Below are 16177 nucleotides of genomic sequence, written 5' to 3' on the forward strand. Positions count from 1 at the left end.
TCGGACCGTATTTCTTCAGGATGAGCTCTTTTTCAAACTTTCTTTTGAGTGTTATTGTATCTGAAGTCATCGTATTTTGGACATTAAAGATAATCTCAGGCAAACGATATGTCATAACCCGCAAAAAGGCCACCGATCACCTTGACAATAACTTCTTCAAGCAACTAAAGCAACTACTTTTATCAGATCTGTGTTTATTACGAGAAATCAGACTTTATGCACCTTATCAGGCTCTTTGCCCTACTTATCGCTTTCCTAATAATCGCCAGCTGTACTGCTCAAAAAGAGCGATTACCACTCATCATCGATGCAGACACAGCTAATGAGGTGGATGATCTATTCGCACTTGTACGGGCCATTGAAGCGCCTGAGTTCGATCTATTGGGCATTACTTCGGCACAGTTTCATACCTCACCATTGGCCAGTGAACAGTCGGCCAATGAAAGCCAGACAATCAATGAAGACCTCATTCGGTTACTGGATAAAAAAGACTTACCACTTCCTTTGGGTAGCAATCAACCCTTGCAGGCAGTCGATCAACCGCAAACTTCAGAAGCGTCAAGGTTTATTATCGAAAAAGCGCACGCCATGAAGGAAAACCAAAAACTACACTTGGTCATTTTGGGCTCCTGTACTAATGTTGCTTCTGCTATTCTTATGGACCCAACGATTGTCCCCAAAATTCAAGTCCATTACCTCGGATTCTGGCATACCCTGGCAACTAATCAATATGACAAAAAGGAGTTTAATTCCGGTAATGACACCCTTGCGGTGAACTTCCTGCTCGATCACCCTACTTTGGATTTAAGTGTCATGACAGCCACTACCAGTCAGCACCTCATGTTCAACAAAAAGGTCGTTGACCAGCAATTAAAAGGTAAAGGTGGCATCCACGACTACCTGGTGAACAGATGGGAAACCTACGATCGATGGTGGACGGAAGAAGATCCTGAAAAAACCGAATGGATCATGTGGGATGTGGCCATCATTGAGGCGCTGGCTCATCCTGAGTGGGCTACTACCCAAACGTTTCTAACTCCTCCGGAAAACACCCCACGTGAAATCAAGATACATACCTCGATCGACACCCAACAAATGGAAGCAGACTTTTGGGAACACATGCACAAATTGTCCAACAAATAGAACTGGGTAGTGCTGCTTGATGGTCAGTCCAGTGCTTTAGTTTGCTGATCGAGTAATTGCAACAATGTGGGCATTCTAAAGTTACCATGCATCGATTTTATATGATCGAAAGCGGTATCTAATGTTGTGCCTATTGCAGTAATGTAGAGTGGTTTTTTACTCTCTCCCCGGAAGAGTTCTTTCTGATCATTTTCAATCCTGGAGAACTTGGACTTGGCTACCCCAATAACCGGAATGGACTCACTCAATTCGTGGTGCAAATGACCTCCAAGTCCCAACTTACCTGCATCATCCAAAAACACAAAGCCATCAACTATGATTGTATCAATCTTCTTTATGTGAATTTTCTCCAGCAGGCTTAGAATGCAAGGTAATTCCCGTTTGTAAAACGCTCCCGGTTCGTATGCAGCTATACCTTCGAGGATTTCTTCATAAATATCTCCCGGCTCAACATCCTTCCAATTTTCAAAAGCCACACAAACAGTTTTTGCCTTGTCTTGATTGTAGTATGTATCAAATGCCAGAATCAAAGAACCTAAGTTTTTTCCTAAAATTAATCCTTAGAAAAAATCTAACTATTTCTAACCTATTCTGGTGGTCTTAGGCGTTCTATGACTTCCGTACTTACCCAATAAACATCCAAGGTTCCTCCGTCTTTATTTCTTCGTAGGAAGAATAAAAACTTACCATCAGGGGTGATACTAGGGGTATTTTCGTCAAAATCGGAATTGACCGACCCACCCAGGTTGATAGGTTCCGTCCAGGAGCCATCCTTCTTTTTAAAGTAGACGAAAATGTCATGGTCTTTTCTATTCGGATCTTCCTGATGGCGGTAATTGACCACCATGTACCCCTGATCCGGGGCAATGAATCCATGAAAGCCAAAATCGACTTCCATCTCTTGAACGTCAGGGTAATTTCCATTTTCATTCTCCGCCTGATTCATCTTGAAGGTTGACACGTTGGTAAAGAACAGGTCGCCATTTGCGGATTGATTCGCATAGAAAGCCTTGTCCTCGATAGGCAATGCTAGCCTTTGGGCTTTACCCCAGGAATCCTCATCACGATCAACGTACCAAATTTTAGTATCTGACAGGTCTGAATTATGCCCCGTGAAATAGATCTTCTCATTATCGAAACTCACGAAAGGTTGCATTTCACCACTCTTCCGACCTTCCGTGAATCCTGCCTCCTCAATGACAGTCCATTTCCCATTTTCTAACTTCGAGAAATAGATAGCTGGATCTCCATTTACCTTTTCGGCAGAAAAAAACACCTCATCCAAATCTGGAGAAAATGAAATACCATTCTCTTGTCTTCCATCAACAGAGATCGTCCCTGGAGCAAAAATACTAGGTTCCAGCTCAGGTATCTCCTGACCAAAATAAGGTCCCGACAGGCTCGGAAAAGCATAAAGATTTGAAACCCACTCAACACCTCGAACAGCAGTCATAGGGAAAGCTCTTTGATGGTCACCTTCAACAACTACTGGATTAAGTTTAAGGCTTTGATCATTTCTGGATTTCAACATATCAATGAAAGTCTCAATGCGCTTACCAGCCGCCTCTTCTTCCGAACCATAAGAAATGAATACCTGAGCATTAAGTTCTTTCACTTGAGCAGAAATTTCCGTGAGCTCAGCAATATCGTCTTCCCTTATAGATGGACTTCCCAGGATATACTGATTAAACAAGCCAGGTTGTGCTAGCATCAGATAGGTGCCAAACTCACCACTCATTGAATAGCCAAAGTAAGATCGCTGATTGGGTTGAGTTCGGTAATTATGCTCAACATAAGGAATTACATCTTTTTCTATGAACGCCATGTGTTTGTCTGCTTGTCCAAAATTGTACTTCTTTTGATACTCTTCATTGCTTATCTCCCGAAAGGAATAATCCCGGTACCTACTTACATGGGCGCCTAGTTCCTCTATCGAAGCTGCGTCAATATCCAATTGCCAGGAAATTCCCACCAAAATCGCTTCTTCCATCAGGAAGTCAGTAGCACCAGACAACATCTCCACATGCCACATGGCATCTGTATAATAAAGCACAGGGTATTGCTTATGGACACTATCCGCATAATTCGCCGGTAATCTGACGTAGAGTTCGTACGCACGGTCGTTTTGTGTATCCTGAATAGGAATGACTTCTGTGCGTGAAAATTCCAGCCCTGTTTTGTCCTGGGCCAGGACAACATTGACTGCTATCATAGCTACCCAAAGAAATGCTTTTAACCTTTTACTTTTCATCTTGACTTTTATTTATCAAATGTTATTGAGCCCTTTTTAACCACGCCGGAGCTCCCCCTTGCTCAATGAATTTCCTTAATCCAGTACCATCTTTATTGATGAGATAAAGATGCCTCTCCTCCTCTGATTCCCGGGAAGTGAACAAGATTTGAGACCCATCAGGTGACCAGGTCGGTGTGGAATCCCGAACTTCATTGTACGTCAACCTTCGGGTATTGGAGCCATCAATGTTCATCACGTAGATCTCGTGATTCCCGTCACGGTTTGACATGAAAACAATTTCATTTCCATCAGGAGAAACCTCCGGATGATATTCTTCCGCATCATTGTTTGTGAGTTGCTTCAGGCCAGAACCATCCTGATTGGCAATACATATCTCTCCTGTACCTGAAGAATGAAAGACGATTCTCCCGTCCGGAGTAAAGGTTGGGCCTCCACCATCCAAATCTGGCAATTGCTGTGATTCACTCCCATCTGCATTCATGATCCAAATCTCCTGTCGCCACGCACCCTCCGTATCACGATAAGCTCTTCCATGAACGATTTTCTTTCCATCCGGGGACCAGGCCGGCGCACTGTCCCATTTGTTCTGTTCATGGGTCAACCGCTTCCTGTCCGAGCCATCACGATTCAGGGTGTGAATGGACCAGGTCTTTCTACCGTCATGATATGCATAAATCGCAAGGCGTTTTCCATCCGGGGACCAGGCCGGATAGCCATCATTGACGGCACGGTCAGTTATCTGCACTTTGGATTGGCCATCATTATCTGTCACGAAAACTTGTCCATGCCCGGAAGCAAGCCCTGCATAGGCAATTTCATAGGTAGACTCATTCTCAGGAGGTTTGTTATACGCAGGCCTCAAGGTTTCTATAATTTGCGCATCGATCCAATAGATGTCGATGTTATCATAATTCTCACCCAAGGCGCGATTAAACATCAGGTATTTACCATCAGGAGTTACCGAACCATAAGCATCCCAATACGGCGTATTGACTTTATCACCCATATTGATCGCCTCCCCCCAGGAACCATCGGCCTGTCGAAAGCTGATGTAGAGATCGGACCCGCCGAATCCATCTTCACGCTTACCATCCCAAATGAGGTAACTTTCATCAGGAGCAATGAATGGGTGTGCATTCCATGTTCCAGTGTTGATCACTTCTGGAAATGGTTTGGGATCTTCCCGAACGCCATCAATCATCCGCGAGTATCGAATGATTCCGTCACCATCTGGCATGCCTGCTTCATCAAACGCATAGGTCTCTTCCGCCGAAGCAGTCAATCGCATGATTTGGAATTCCTGAAAAACAGCACTCAGTTCCTGACGATCTGACCAACCTTTACCATTTCGATCTTTGTAGCCTTTGGCCATGTGCATGCGTTCACCATCTGGTGAAAAAGCCAATTCACCCTTGCGCTTAAACTCAGTGTATTTCTTCCAGACCTTACCTTTCTGACGATATCCGATGATCGTGGGTTGGAAGGGTTCTTCAACTGAGGTACAATAGTAGAATTCCTTCATCCCAGGAGCAAAAACACCTTCAACTTCCCAACCTTCGGTGGAGACCACACCAGGAGCAAAAGGCTCCGCCACCATGCCCGGCGGTTTTTGTCCCAGATAGGGGCCTTTTAGTTTCGGCAAGTCCTTGATCTCCTGAGCAAAACTGAGGTGACTAGATAAAAAAGTGATCAGTATTAAAAATTGATAAACTCTCATTTTACGCTTTTGATTACTGTAAATTCCTACGGCCATGTTCACTCCCCTTTTCGTAACTCCTCCAATTCATGGGCTGCCAGGTTATTTTCCGGGTTTAATTCGAGTGATTTGGAAAAGTTTTCAATGGCCAAATCCGTATCCCCTAAATCTTTGCAAGCCCGCGCATAGCTGTGGTAAACCCGGGAGCTTTCCGGGTAGAGCATCGTATTTACCTTGAAGGTGTTTTGCGCCAGCTTTTTCCGATCACTATGGTAGAAATCAAAACCTATGTCGTCGATGTATTCTTCCTCAATCATCGGGTGATCAGGATCGGCATCTTGTAAAGTGCTATAAGCCTCCAGTGCTCCATCCAGATCTCCGTCCAGTAAGTATTCCACCGGACTTTTATCACCCTGATCCTTTTTAACCAAAGTAGTGGCGAAGGATTCATCATAACGATCTTTAGAAACCAGCGTGGCTGTTTCATTCTCGGTTCCAGGGTTGAATTGGATCAACCGATTGGCCGTTCTTCTGGCAAATAGGTTATCGGAGACTTTAATCAATTCTTGGGCATTAACGTCCAATATATTTTTAAAGAAAAGTTGATCATTCTCTTGATAGACCTCTACAATGGAATTGCTCGCCTGATACCTACCCGTGATCTCATCCGCTAACGTCTGGTCAATTGGCACCTTAGTGTGTTCGGGAACATAATCATCCCATCCATAGGTCCGGGCTACTGCACGAATCACTTCTGCATTGAAGGCAGGAAACGTGTTATTAGTCATGACCACCACCCCATAATCTCCTTCACGATTCACCATGAACTCAGAATAGTACCCCCTGTTCCATCCCCAATGTCTGAGGTAGACCTCTTTTTTGTTGACCAGTTGAAATCCAAGACCGTAATCAAGTCCATTTCCGTAACTACTCACACTATGAGGTGTGACCATTGTTCGTGTCATCTCTTGTGATAAACCATGATCACGCTTCCCTTTCAAGGTTTGCTGAACGTGAATGAGAAATTTAGCAAGGTCCGTTGGGGTGGTCCATAAGCCTCTTCCAGCCGATACCGGGTGAACAAATCTTTTACCTTCTACCATGGCACCGTCTTGCTCGTAAGCAGTGGCTGCCCTTGCCAGTTGTTCCTGAGAAAGTTCCAGGCTAAAGGTGCTATTGGTCATAGCTAATGGTGCTAACACCAGGTCATCCATGATCCCGGGAAAAGCCCTGCCTTCCACATCGACCATCATCTGCTGAATGATCCCGTAACCCGTATAGGAAATGTAATAACTTACATCTGGCTCTCTTTTAATGGCAATCGGCTCATTGATCGCGGGAGAAGTTCCACTTAAGACCTCTATTAATGTTGGCCTTGGCGTACTAGAACTATAGCCCGGCGTTGCGTGAAGCGTAATCCCCGCAGAATGATTTAATATGTTTCTAATGGTGGCTTTCTTTTCTTTGGTGAATTCACTTTCGGGTACTTTCCAGGACTTCAAATAGCTATTGATGTTTTCATCCAATTCGACTTTGCCTTGTTCTACCATACGAATTGCTCCATAAGCAGAAACGGGAATACTCAAAGCAGAAGCCTGAAAAAGTGTTTCGCTGGTAACCGGTGCCTGACTTTCCTTGTCCATGACACCAAAGCCTTTTGCCCAGGCAATCTCACCCTTGTGAATGACCGCAATACTCACGCCCGGAACACCATAATGCTCCATTCGTTCTTCAATCGACCAGGTAGCATCACCATCGATATACACTGGTGTGGTAAGGCCAGTCGCAACCTTCTCGATGAGCTCCTGGCTTTTCGAAGAAGTTGATTCCTGTGCGCATGAGGGTACCAGCAACGCAATGATCAAAGTGGCAATAAATGATTTTAAGTTAGGTTTCTTTTTCATTGATTCTGAATTTTGATGTGTTTGGTTAACCTTGAGGCTTGAGGTTTTCAATGACCTGTGTAGAGACCCAATACCTACCTCCGACCCAATCACTCGTTCCATCTGATTTGACGATTTCTTCGTGCCTACCAAAAGTGAAATATTTGCCATCTGGAGTCAACCGAACGGCATTTTCATGAAATGACGTATTGACTTGATTTCCCATGTTGATGGCCGCTCCCCACGAATCATCTGATTGTCGAAAACTAATGTAGAGGTCCGAATCTCCATACCCTTCTTCTCGCTCACTGTCCCAGATCAAATAGGATTCATCCGGTGCGAGAAAAGGATGGGCCGTCCACTTGCCAACGTTGATCTCTTTGCCTAACAGCTCAGGAGTCTCGCGATTGCCTTCCTTGACCCTCGAAATACGGATCACATCGTTATTCTTCCAATCATCGAATACCAGGGTGCCATTTGCGGAAGCAGTAAGACGCATGATGCCCCAATCTTCGCGATCAAACATCGGCCCAAGACTTTTCATGGTTGACCAACCAGCTGCAGTCCGTTCGATGTAATTACTTTTCGAATACAAAGTATTTTCATCACCGCTGAACGAAGTATAGAAGTCATACTTTTTCCAAACCCGATTTTCCTTACGGAAGACGATCACGTGTGGCTCAAAAGGGTTTTCTTCGGAAGTAGTGAAGTAAAACTCTTCCATGCCTGGCTCAAACATCCCAGCCAGTTTCCAGTTCTCCGTCGTGAATTCATCCGGTAGCTTTTCCGGAACTAACCCCGGGGGTTTTTGTCCATAGTACAAGCTTTCAGTGCCAACTTGTTTAGCATCTACTAACTTCTCCTTTTTGGGCTTGCAAGCATGAATCAACAGGACCCCCATGAGTAGTAAATACAAGAAATGCAGTCTTATCATCTTTTTCTAATGTTATCCGACCTTTATTCAGGTGAAATGATTATTGTTTCGCTCTAAAAGTCTCAATGATCCTGGCATCCACCCAATAGGGACTCCCAACCAAATACTTGCTCCCGTCTTCTCTTTGCTTTTCCTCTCCTTTCCAGAAAAACAGGTATTTCCCATCGGGAGTCACCCTTGGGCTTTGATCATATAGCCCTGTATTGATCTGAACTCCCATGTTTACTGCAGTTCCCCATGAACCATCTGGCTGTCGAAAACTGATGTAGATATCAGCTCCATGATCACCTTCTCTCTCAACATCGAATATGAGGTATGATTCATCTGGCGCGATGTAGGGATGAGCAACCCATTTGCCTGTATTGATCACTTCGGGAGCTAGCTTAGGCGCTTCACGCTCGCCATTGATCAGCCGTGCAACTCGCAAAGGGCCATCTCCTTCTGGGGTGTATTCATCAAGGTAATAGGTTCCATTTGCCGATACTGATAGGCCATGAACGTCCAGATCTTTGTAAGGCGCCTGGCGTTTCATCTCAGACCAACCCGGGATGAATCGATCCCGATATGGATTGAGGTCCGTTCCCAGGTCCACTGCTTCACTCCATGCACCATTTTCATATTTTGTCACGAATAAAGTCGATGGCTTGTATTCCCCTCCATATCTAGTGAAATAGAACTCTGTCATATCGGGCGAAAAATCACCACGAGATTCTACATACGCTTCTGTCGACACGATGCCTGGTGCAAATAATTCAGGAGTTAATCCTGGGGGATTTTGACCCAGGTATCGATCTTCAAGTGGCGGATATTGTAAATGTTCTTTGCTGGAAGTTGGAATAAATGCCGGTAAGATCCGGTCTGCAATCAGTTGTAAAACGCTCTTCTCTAATCGATGGACGGTGGTCACCACCATCAAGTCCAGCTCTTCAATCAACACGATGTATTGACCACTACCTCCTTGTGCCGAGGTGCTGAAGTAGCTTTTATTGCCTACTTTCAAATCGGCCTGCCACCAGAAATAACCATAACCAATATTCATTACATCACCTGTATCAGTAAAATTTTCATCATCACTCTCACGAACAATCCTGTGGATGGCTGTTTCAATAAAAGATGCAGGAATCAACTGTTCTCCATTCCATTTACCCCTGTTTCTGGCAAGTGTACCCCATTTGATCATATCGCGAGAAGTCATACTTGTTCGCCAACCTGCTTCAGGTAGTCCGCTGGGTGCTGTCTGCCACTGGTAATTGGTAATCCCCAATTTATCCAGGAGTTCACGCTTAATAAAGTCTTTTGCTGATCCAGGAACTACCGTTTCTATCACCTGCATGATCAGGCCTGGACCAGTTCCATATAAAAATTTTTGTGATGCTTTTGTAATTGGTTCACTGTGTTCCAAAATGGCCTGTACCTCCTGCTGCCCTTTGATCTGTTCCGGGTTATTCCTAAATGCTTCCCATTGTTCTCGTGGAATCCGAATCCCTGTCGTCATGGTAAGGGCATTTTTCAGGGTGATTAATTCTGCCCCTGCGACAAATTTTGAGGGGTCCAATTCATCCAGAAAACTGACCAATGGTTTGTTCAGGTCTGCCATGGTCAGATAGCCCATTTGTATCGCACGACCAAGCGCTAAGCTGGTGTAAGTTTTAGTAGCTGAGGCTTGGGGATGTGGCAAGTTGATGCGGCCTCGTAGACCATAATATTCAAACAGCAGCTGACCTTTATGGGCAATCAGCAAACCATCAAAGTTTCCATGTTTACCCTCAGACATTTCCTCAGCCAATTTTAAGATCATGGTTTTATCACCGCCATTAACTCCCAATTGCCCCACTGGAATGCCGTCCATTCTTTTATTAGGCGATGCATCGAAATAAGCCTTTTTCAGCACAGGAATATCCCAGAAGGAAAGCGTATCTTCTCCAGGCGCGGCCTCTGCCGAAGGTAGATACTGTTGTGCATTTAAGTTGGAATAACTGAAGCAACTCATCAGGAAGACTGATGTCATTAAACCGTTATAAATTAATGATCGAATATATCTGTTGAAAAAATGCATAGGTACCGTTGATCTTTTGGGCTTATACCTCAATATTCAGTTGAGAGTTTCTGATCCGCCTTGTTTAAATCACCAACTGCTCTATGCCTGAATGAACTGCTCTGATCCCGCGACAAAACCCATTTTTATGCGGTTACTTTACGGTTGTAAATCAGGGACTAAATGAACTTGAAACATTTTCCATTTTTACTGCTTCTGGTGAGCTTGTTGCTGACTTCTTGTTCTGAGGAGCCTGTTTACAAGGAAGGTGAAACGGTGTTTATCGTAGCAGACGAGCCGTATTATAGTTCCAAAGTCCTGAATGACCGGTACTGGATAGATAACCTGAGGCTTGTTTTTGGAGGCAAAGTCTTCTGGTCCAGAACCAGGATTGATCTCCTGGAAACTCCTAAACCTTTTCAACCTTACGGAATCAAACTTGAAGTATATGGTGAGTATGAGGTCTTTTGGGATGGGGTACAGATCGGGAAAAATGGTAATCCCGGACTTGAAGATGTCATGGAACCTGAAGGGAAACTTTGGGCAACATTTAGTATCCCTACACACCTCACCGAAAAAGGAGAGCATGTATTGGCCATCAGGTCCAGTCTTTATCATTTTGGCAATCATGTTCAACTAAGGCATATTGAAATTGATGATTACGATGCGCTACTGACTGACCAGCTAATTAAGACATCTTATCTGCACATTTTCGCGGGTGCTTTTTTGATTACTTCGTTCTATTTCATCTTCCTTTTTATGAGCAATAGAAAGGAGTACACCATGCTGGTATTTAGCGTGAGTTGCTTCCTGTTTTTTGCGCTTACGATCACCGAGTTCATGCGTACAACTGTACCTATTCATTACAGCCTTCATCATGTCCGGTTCGAAATCATTGGTGCGCTGATGTTCGGGATCTCCTTTATGATCCCTTTGTTCTTTTCGATGCAATTCCCTTATCCCAAACGGGTATGGGCCCTGATCATCTATGCCATCATTCTTTCTACTTTGTTCTATTCCAAACACGATTACTTTGACCTGGCTCCCAACTATATGGTGGTGAGTACCTGGGCTTTTTCTTCACTGATCGTGTTGCATGCGGTATACAAAAGAGAAAAAGGAGCGCGCATCGTTCTCCTTAGTTTGTTGATCAGCATCATTCTTTCCTCGCTGGTACCTTTCGATACCAGTATCTATATCGTATTCAGTTTGTTGCTGTTGAGCATGTTTTATCTGCTCTCGCTGAAGATCAAAGAACAACGATTGGCCTACGAATATTCATTGGTTCAGTCTACGCGGCTCAGGTTAGAATTATTGAAAAAGAACATTCAGCCGCACTTCCTGATGAACACACTCACCTCCTTGATAGATTGGGTGGAAGAAGCTCCTAAAAAAGGAGTAATGTTCATTGAAGCGCTGGCCAGGGAATTTGATCTGTTCAATCAAATTGAAGACCAGACTTTGATCCCGATTGAGCAGGAAATTGCCCTTTGTCGGTCCCATTTGGAAATTATGGCGTATCGAAAGGAAATCAATTATACCTGGGAACAAGAGGGTATTGATCCAGAGCAAAAAGTACCTCCGGCAATCTTTCATACGTTGTTGGAAAATGGCATTACTCACAGTCTGCCGAAAGAGAATAACGAGATCCATTTCAAGCTCATCTATTCATCCAATGAGGCGTTCAGGCAATATCAATTCCTGACTTTTGGAAAAAGCTTAAGGAAGGCACAGGAAGTAAATACCGACGGGACAGGACATAAATACATCAAAGCCAGAATGACGGAAAGCTTCCAATCGCATTGGGAATTCACCTCAGTACCAACTGATCATGGGTGGAGGAATGTCATTAAAATTTATTTGAAATGATATCTAGAATCTTGGCACTTTTCAAATCCCCCGACCTCTGGCCACTTCTACGCGAGCCGCCCTTTCAAATGGGGGACTCGAAACAATTAATACAGTGAATCTATGAACATCCTCATTGTAGAAGACGAAGCCCGGATTGCGAAACGGATTCAGCGCATGGTCCATGACATTCTTGGCCAGGACCTACAGTCCATTCGACATATTTATACACTTCAAGAAGCGCTTCACGCCATTGAAAACAATGCTCCTGACCTCTTATTACTGGACTTGAATTTGAATGGAGACAATGGGTTTGACTTATTGACAACAGCTGTTTCCAAGTCCTTTCACACCGTCATCATTTCAGCCTACAAAGACCAGGCTATCACCGCTTTTGAATATGGTGTTTTGGATTTTGTACCCAAACCCTTTAATCAGGAACGGCTGGAGCAAGCATTGGATCGAGTGCTATCCAAAACAAGTACCACCAAACAAGCAACCAAATACCTGGCCGTCAAGAAACGTCACAAGGTAGCACTGATCCCGATTGAACAAATCGTTTACATCAAAGGAGCAGGTGCTTATTCCGAATTAATATTAATCGATGGCCAGAAAGAGTTACACGACAAATCCTTAGACAAGTTGGATCAGTTACTAACTGAATCATTCCAACGCATCCACAAATCCTATCTGGTCAAGCTATCCGAGATCAAAGGCATCCAGGTGTCCTCCGGCAGTAAGTACATGGCCGAACTCAAAAACGGAGAACAAATCCCAATTGGCCGGACAAGGTATAAGGAGCTGAAGGAGAAGTGGGTCTGAAATAATCACTTAATCTTCAGGAATCGGCATCTGTTCTTCTTCTAATCCATAGCACAGGGACGTATTTTTCAATCCAAAAATTCTTCCTCCCCTAGCCTCATAATTTGCATACAGTACTCCATTTTGCCTGAATGCCTGCTGCAAACCTTCCTCCTTCCCCATGTTCAAGTTGAGCACCGTAGATAACTCCCCCGTAGGATACCATTTCTTTTGCTCTCCATGTGGTTTACCTTGATAGTAGCTGAAGTGAGCGATCAGCACATGGTTTGAATCTTGCGTCCACAACTTTTTCTTCCCATGCAATTTTCCTAAATGGTAGTCAGCAACATGCTTAAGGTGTCCATCTGGAAACCATTGCACATATTTATTTTGCTTTTTCCCATCAAGGACGCCAAACAATTCCTTGAGACTTTGATCCGGGTAATAGGCCACTGCATATCCTGAATAGGGCAAACCTGCTAAGGTCCACATCGAGCGTTCAGGGTCATAGACCATTATTGACTTATTGACCATTGTATCAGGCACACTCATCACCAGATCAATAGGGTTTTCAAACGTTGGCTTTTCATTTTGCACCACACAGCTTGTGAAAAGACAAACAGCCGATATAAGTGCCCAAAGAAATATTTTCGCCGCAACAAACTTCATTGTGATAGGTCTAAGTGATCTGACCGAAACAGCTATTAATTAAAGGCAATATCTTTCATCATTTCATTACATAATGGCATTGGGCGTTCCTTTCAAATCAACCGCAAAAAGAGCAATCACGTTTCCAAAAAAGAATTCGTTGATGATGTGATAATGGTAGACCTCTTCTCCATTACTGTGAGGTGTCACGCCAAAATGTCCTCCAGATTCGTCCAGATCTGTGGGATAAGACCCATCCGCTTCCCTTCTTCCATACAACAAAAAGCCATCCGCCATGATGCCTACCAATTTTTCATCGTCATGTGACAACACGGTATTTTCAGGGATATTAGAAGACTCAATGTGATAGTGATAGCCACTAGGTCCATTATGTGCACCTGCGTAATCGAAAGTCTCAGCGATCATTTCTTCTATCGGCCGATTCCCTCCTTCCATATGATTAAAAATGGGAACACCTGTTACCGCGATACCAATCGGCCCTAGTCCCGTAGCCGTACTTGAAGCAGCTAATTCTGGCGCAGCCGGCACAGTCACTGTATAGCTCCGGTTACCACCGATGCGGCCAGGTGTTAACGCCAATGCCACAACCGGCTCAATGTATAACGGGTTGGTCTCTTCCCAATAAGGAGAGGTATGATTGGGCACTCCATTTGATTCAATCTTAATTTCATTGCCGTCAAAAGAAATGGTAACAGCCTCCGAATTGAATTCATCAAAGGCAGCTATTGGAGTGAGTATCCCTTCTGCAGGTTCATCGATAATTGAATTGTCATCGCCATTGCTACAAGCGGCCAATACCAGGGCGGAAAGAAGAAAAATTGATCGAGCTAACTGTTTCATTAATTAATTTTTTAAGAATGGTATTTTGTCATACTTCTCATATCTGCCACTTGAAAAACGCTAAAAAAACGAGATATGGATTAGTTACTTTGAGATCAAATGTGTCTAATCCTTTCGTTAAGAAATGTTTAATTCAGTGAATAGCTCATAGTTTTCAACCAATTGGCAGTTATACCCAGTGAAAGACTACATACCAAAATCCCTATCTTCTCACTCCAAAGCATCTCCAAACTATATTTCGCTTTATTTGACCCATGAATCCACTGAAGAGGTACTTTTTTCAATTGCTGTCCTGGTTTGGGGTTTGGTGTATCGTATGGGTATCTATGAGTTCGGAAATTCACTTCATTCGAGCAAACGGCCCTTCATTTGTCCTTCAATCCATTTTGCTTTTTGGCCTGGTTTATTATGCCATACCTAAGCTGTTATTTAAAAACAGGCTGCTCGGTTTTTTAATTGTGATTATTCTTTCGGTTCTTTTGACGTCTTATCTCGCCATGGAATTTGGGCCTCCACGAATCGTTCGGCAAGATCTTCCAAGGCCAGACAGGGCGCCACCTTTCGTGGATTCACGCTTTTTCAGGCAACTCCTGATCATGTCCATTACTTGTTTGATAGCAGTAGCCATAGAGACATTCACGCTGGCCCAACAAAAGCAGCAAAGCGAATTATTGGCTAAAGCTGAATTGATGGAAAGTGAGTTGAAATTCCTTAAGATGCAGATCAACCCTCACTTTCTATTCAATGCCCTGAACAACATTTATGCCTTATCAGTGACCAATTCCGAAAAAACACAAGAGGGCATCAATACCCTGTCTTTGATGTTGCGATATGTTCTTTATGATTGTGAACAACCGCAAATAGAATTGAGAAAGGAATTGGAATACATTGCGCATTTCATCGAACTATTCAAACTCAAGAGCAGTGACACCTACAACATTCAATTTATCGAGGAAGTGGAATCACACACGATCAGGATTGCGCCAATGCTATTTGTACCTTTTATTGAGAATTCATTCAAACACAGTGGTATCGAAAAGAGAGGCGATAGCTTTGTTAACATTCAAATCGTAGCTACGAGTAAGGAGCTTGAATTTTCGGTAGAAAACAGCCTTCCTGTGCATCCGCACAACACAGATTCACAAGGAGGCATCGGCATTCAAAATGTCAAAAAAAGACTTCAATTGCTCTACCCAGGCACCCACCTCCTGGAGATAAAGGAAATGGATACTTTCAAGATTAATCTAAAGTTGATGCTCACATGAGTCCAATCAGTTGTTTAATTATCGATGATGATGAGCTGGCAAGAGAATTGCTTGAAACCTATGTAGGAAGAATACCTTTCCTTACCTGTCATAGATCATTTGAAAATCCACTGGAAGGACTGTCTTTTCTTCAATCCAATACGGTGGATCTTTTGTTTCTGGACATTCAGATGCCTGAAATAAAGGGTACGGACTTTGCAGAATTGATTGCCCGAACTAAGTCCAAAATTGTTTTCACCACCGCCTATTCCGAATATGCCATAAAAGGGTTCGAATTGAATGCGCTGGATTATTTATTGAAACCCATCACCTTCAATCGGTTTTTGAGTGCTGTTGATAAATTCCCTCGGGATGCATCAATGGGTGATTTACATGCTGACCATATCGTGATTAAATCAGGATACGATCTCCATAGAATAGCCTTTCACGAAATCTTGTACATAGTAAGCGACAGTGAATACGTACACTATCATTTGGAAAATGGAAATAAGATCATTGCTAATCAATCCTTGAGAAAGCTCGCCCTATCATTGCCTGACAACTTCCTACAAGTACATCGATCTTATGTCGTTAATGGTAAAAAGGTATCGGGTTTAAAAGGACGTGAATTACTCATTGGAAATCATCCTATTCCAATTAGTGATCGGTACTATGAAGCCACCAAGATTAAGCTATTTTCCTAATAAGTGGTGTGGACCATGCTAAGGGTCATCCCCTGATTGATCGAATTGTGCTTATGGTGTAATTTCGATTGATCCAAAAACAGCACTGCCACTGATCTTGCTTTCAACAAAATCAATGGCAGTCCA

General features: G+C 43.5%; 13 protein-coding genes. 5 read left to right on the forward strand and 8 right to left on the reverse strand.

Going from position 1 to position 16177, the window contains the following annotated elements:
* The first annotated feature begins 216 nt into the window (after positions 1-216).
* Complete coding sequence (locus tag R8G66_22800) at positions 217-1143, forward strand: nucleoside hydrolase (protein MDW3195222.1); 927 nt, start codon at positions 217-219, stop codon at positions 1141-1143.
* A gap of 23 nt (positions 1144-1166) precedes the next feature.
* On the opposite strand, the gene R8G66_22805 is transcribed toward R8G66_22800, so the two are convergent.
* Genes R8G66_22805 through R8G66_22830 form a run of 6 tightly spaced genes read right to left on the reverse strand, consistent with a single transcriptional unit; the run spans position 1167 to position 9900 of the window.
* Entirely contained in the window at positions 1167-1673 is a 507-nt protein-coding gene (locus R8G66_22805; GenBank protein MDW3195223.1) for an endonuclease V, read from the reverse strand.
* A 56-nt stretch (positions 1674-1729) separates the two neighbouring features.
* The gene (locus R8G66_22810) at positions 1730-3394 is read right to left on the reverse strand and encodes an alpha/beta hydrolase-fold protein (protein MDW3195224.1); all 1665 of its coding nucleotides are present in this window, start codon (positions 3392-3394) and stop codon (positions 1730-1732) included.
* Positions 3395-3416: 22 nt separating this feature from the next.
* Positions 3417-5114: a hypothetical protein gene (locus R8G66_22815; GenBank protein MDW3195225.1), complete on the reverse strand. Its 1698-nt coding sequence runs from the start codon at positions 5112-5114 to the stop codon at positions 3417-3419.
* A 38-nt stretch (positions 5115-5152) separates the two neighbouring features.
* Positions 5153-6997, reverse strand: coding sequence for a serine hydrolase (locus R8G66_22820; protein ID MDW3195226.1), 1845 nt, complete (start codon positions 6995-6997; stop codon positions 5153-5155).
* A 25-nt stretch (positions 6998-7022) separates the two neighbouring features.
* Complete coding sequence (locus R8G66_22825; protein ID MDW3195227.1) at positions 7023-7910, reverse strand: hypothetical protein; 888 nt, start codon at positions 7908-7910, stop codon at positions 7023-7025.
* A 40-nt stretch (positions 7911-7950) separates the two neighbouring features.
* Entirely contained in the window at positions 7951-9900 is a 1950-nt protein-coding gene (locus tag R8G66_22830) for a serine hydrolase (protein MDW3195228.1), read from the reverse strand.
* Positions 9901-10128: 228 nt separating this feature from the next.
* On the opposite strand from R8G66_22830, the gene R8G66_22835 reads away from it, so the two are divergent.
* Entirely contained in the window at positions 10129-11814 is a 1686-nt protein-coding gene (locus R8G66_22835) for a histidine kinase (protein MDW3195229.1), read from the forward strand.
* A gap of 102 nt (positions 11815-11916) precedes the next feature.
* Entirely contained in the window at positions 11917-12615 is a 699-nt protein-coding gene (locus R8G66_22840; GenBank protein MDW3195230.1) for a LytTR family DNA-binding domain-containing protein, read from the forward strand.
* 9 nt (positions 12616-12624) lie between these two features.
* Here the strand turns inward: R8G66_22840 and R8G66_22845 are convergent, their stop codons facing one another.
* Both R8G66_22845 and R8G66_22850 read right to left on the reverse strand, forming a co-directional pair.
* Positions 12625-13263: a membrane-binding protein gene (locus R8G66_22845; protein ID MDW3195231.1), complete on the reverse strand. Its 639-nt coding sequence runs from the start codon at positions 13261-13263 to the stop codon at positions 12625-12627.
* Positions 13264-13329: 66 nt separating this feature from the next.
* Positions 13330-14103, reverse strand: a complete 774-nt coding sequence (locus tag R8G66_22850) for a YHYH protein (protein MDW3195232.1) — start codon at positions 14101-14103, stop codon at positions 13330-13332.
* A 254-nt stretch (positions 14104-14357) separates the two neighbouring features.
* Here R8G66_22850 and R8G66_22855 point away from each other — a divergent pair, with 254 nt between their 5' ends.
* On the forward strand, positions 14358-15368 hold the full coding sequence (locus tag R8G66_22855) for a histidine kinase (GenBank protein MDW3195233.1): 1011 nt from the start codon (positions 14358-14360) through the stop codon (positions 15366-15368).
* Positions 15365-16051, forward strand: a complete 687-nt coding sequence (locus R8G66_22860; protein ID MDW3195234.1) for a LytTR family DNA-binding domain-containing protein — start codon at positions 15365-15367, stop codon at positions 16049-16051. The genes R8G66_22855 and R8G66_22860 overlap by 4 nt, the downstream gene beginning before the upstream one ends.
* The last annotated feature ends 126 nt before the right edge of the window (positions 16052-16177 follow it).

This window comes from Cytophagales bacterium (assembly GCA_033344775.1).
In the GTDB taxonomy this organism is placed as follows: Bacteria; Bacteroidota; Bacteroidia; order Cytophagales; family Cyclobacteriaceae; genus JAWPMT01.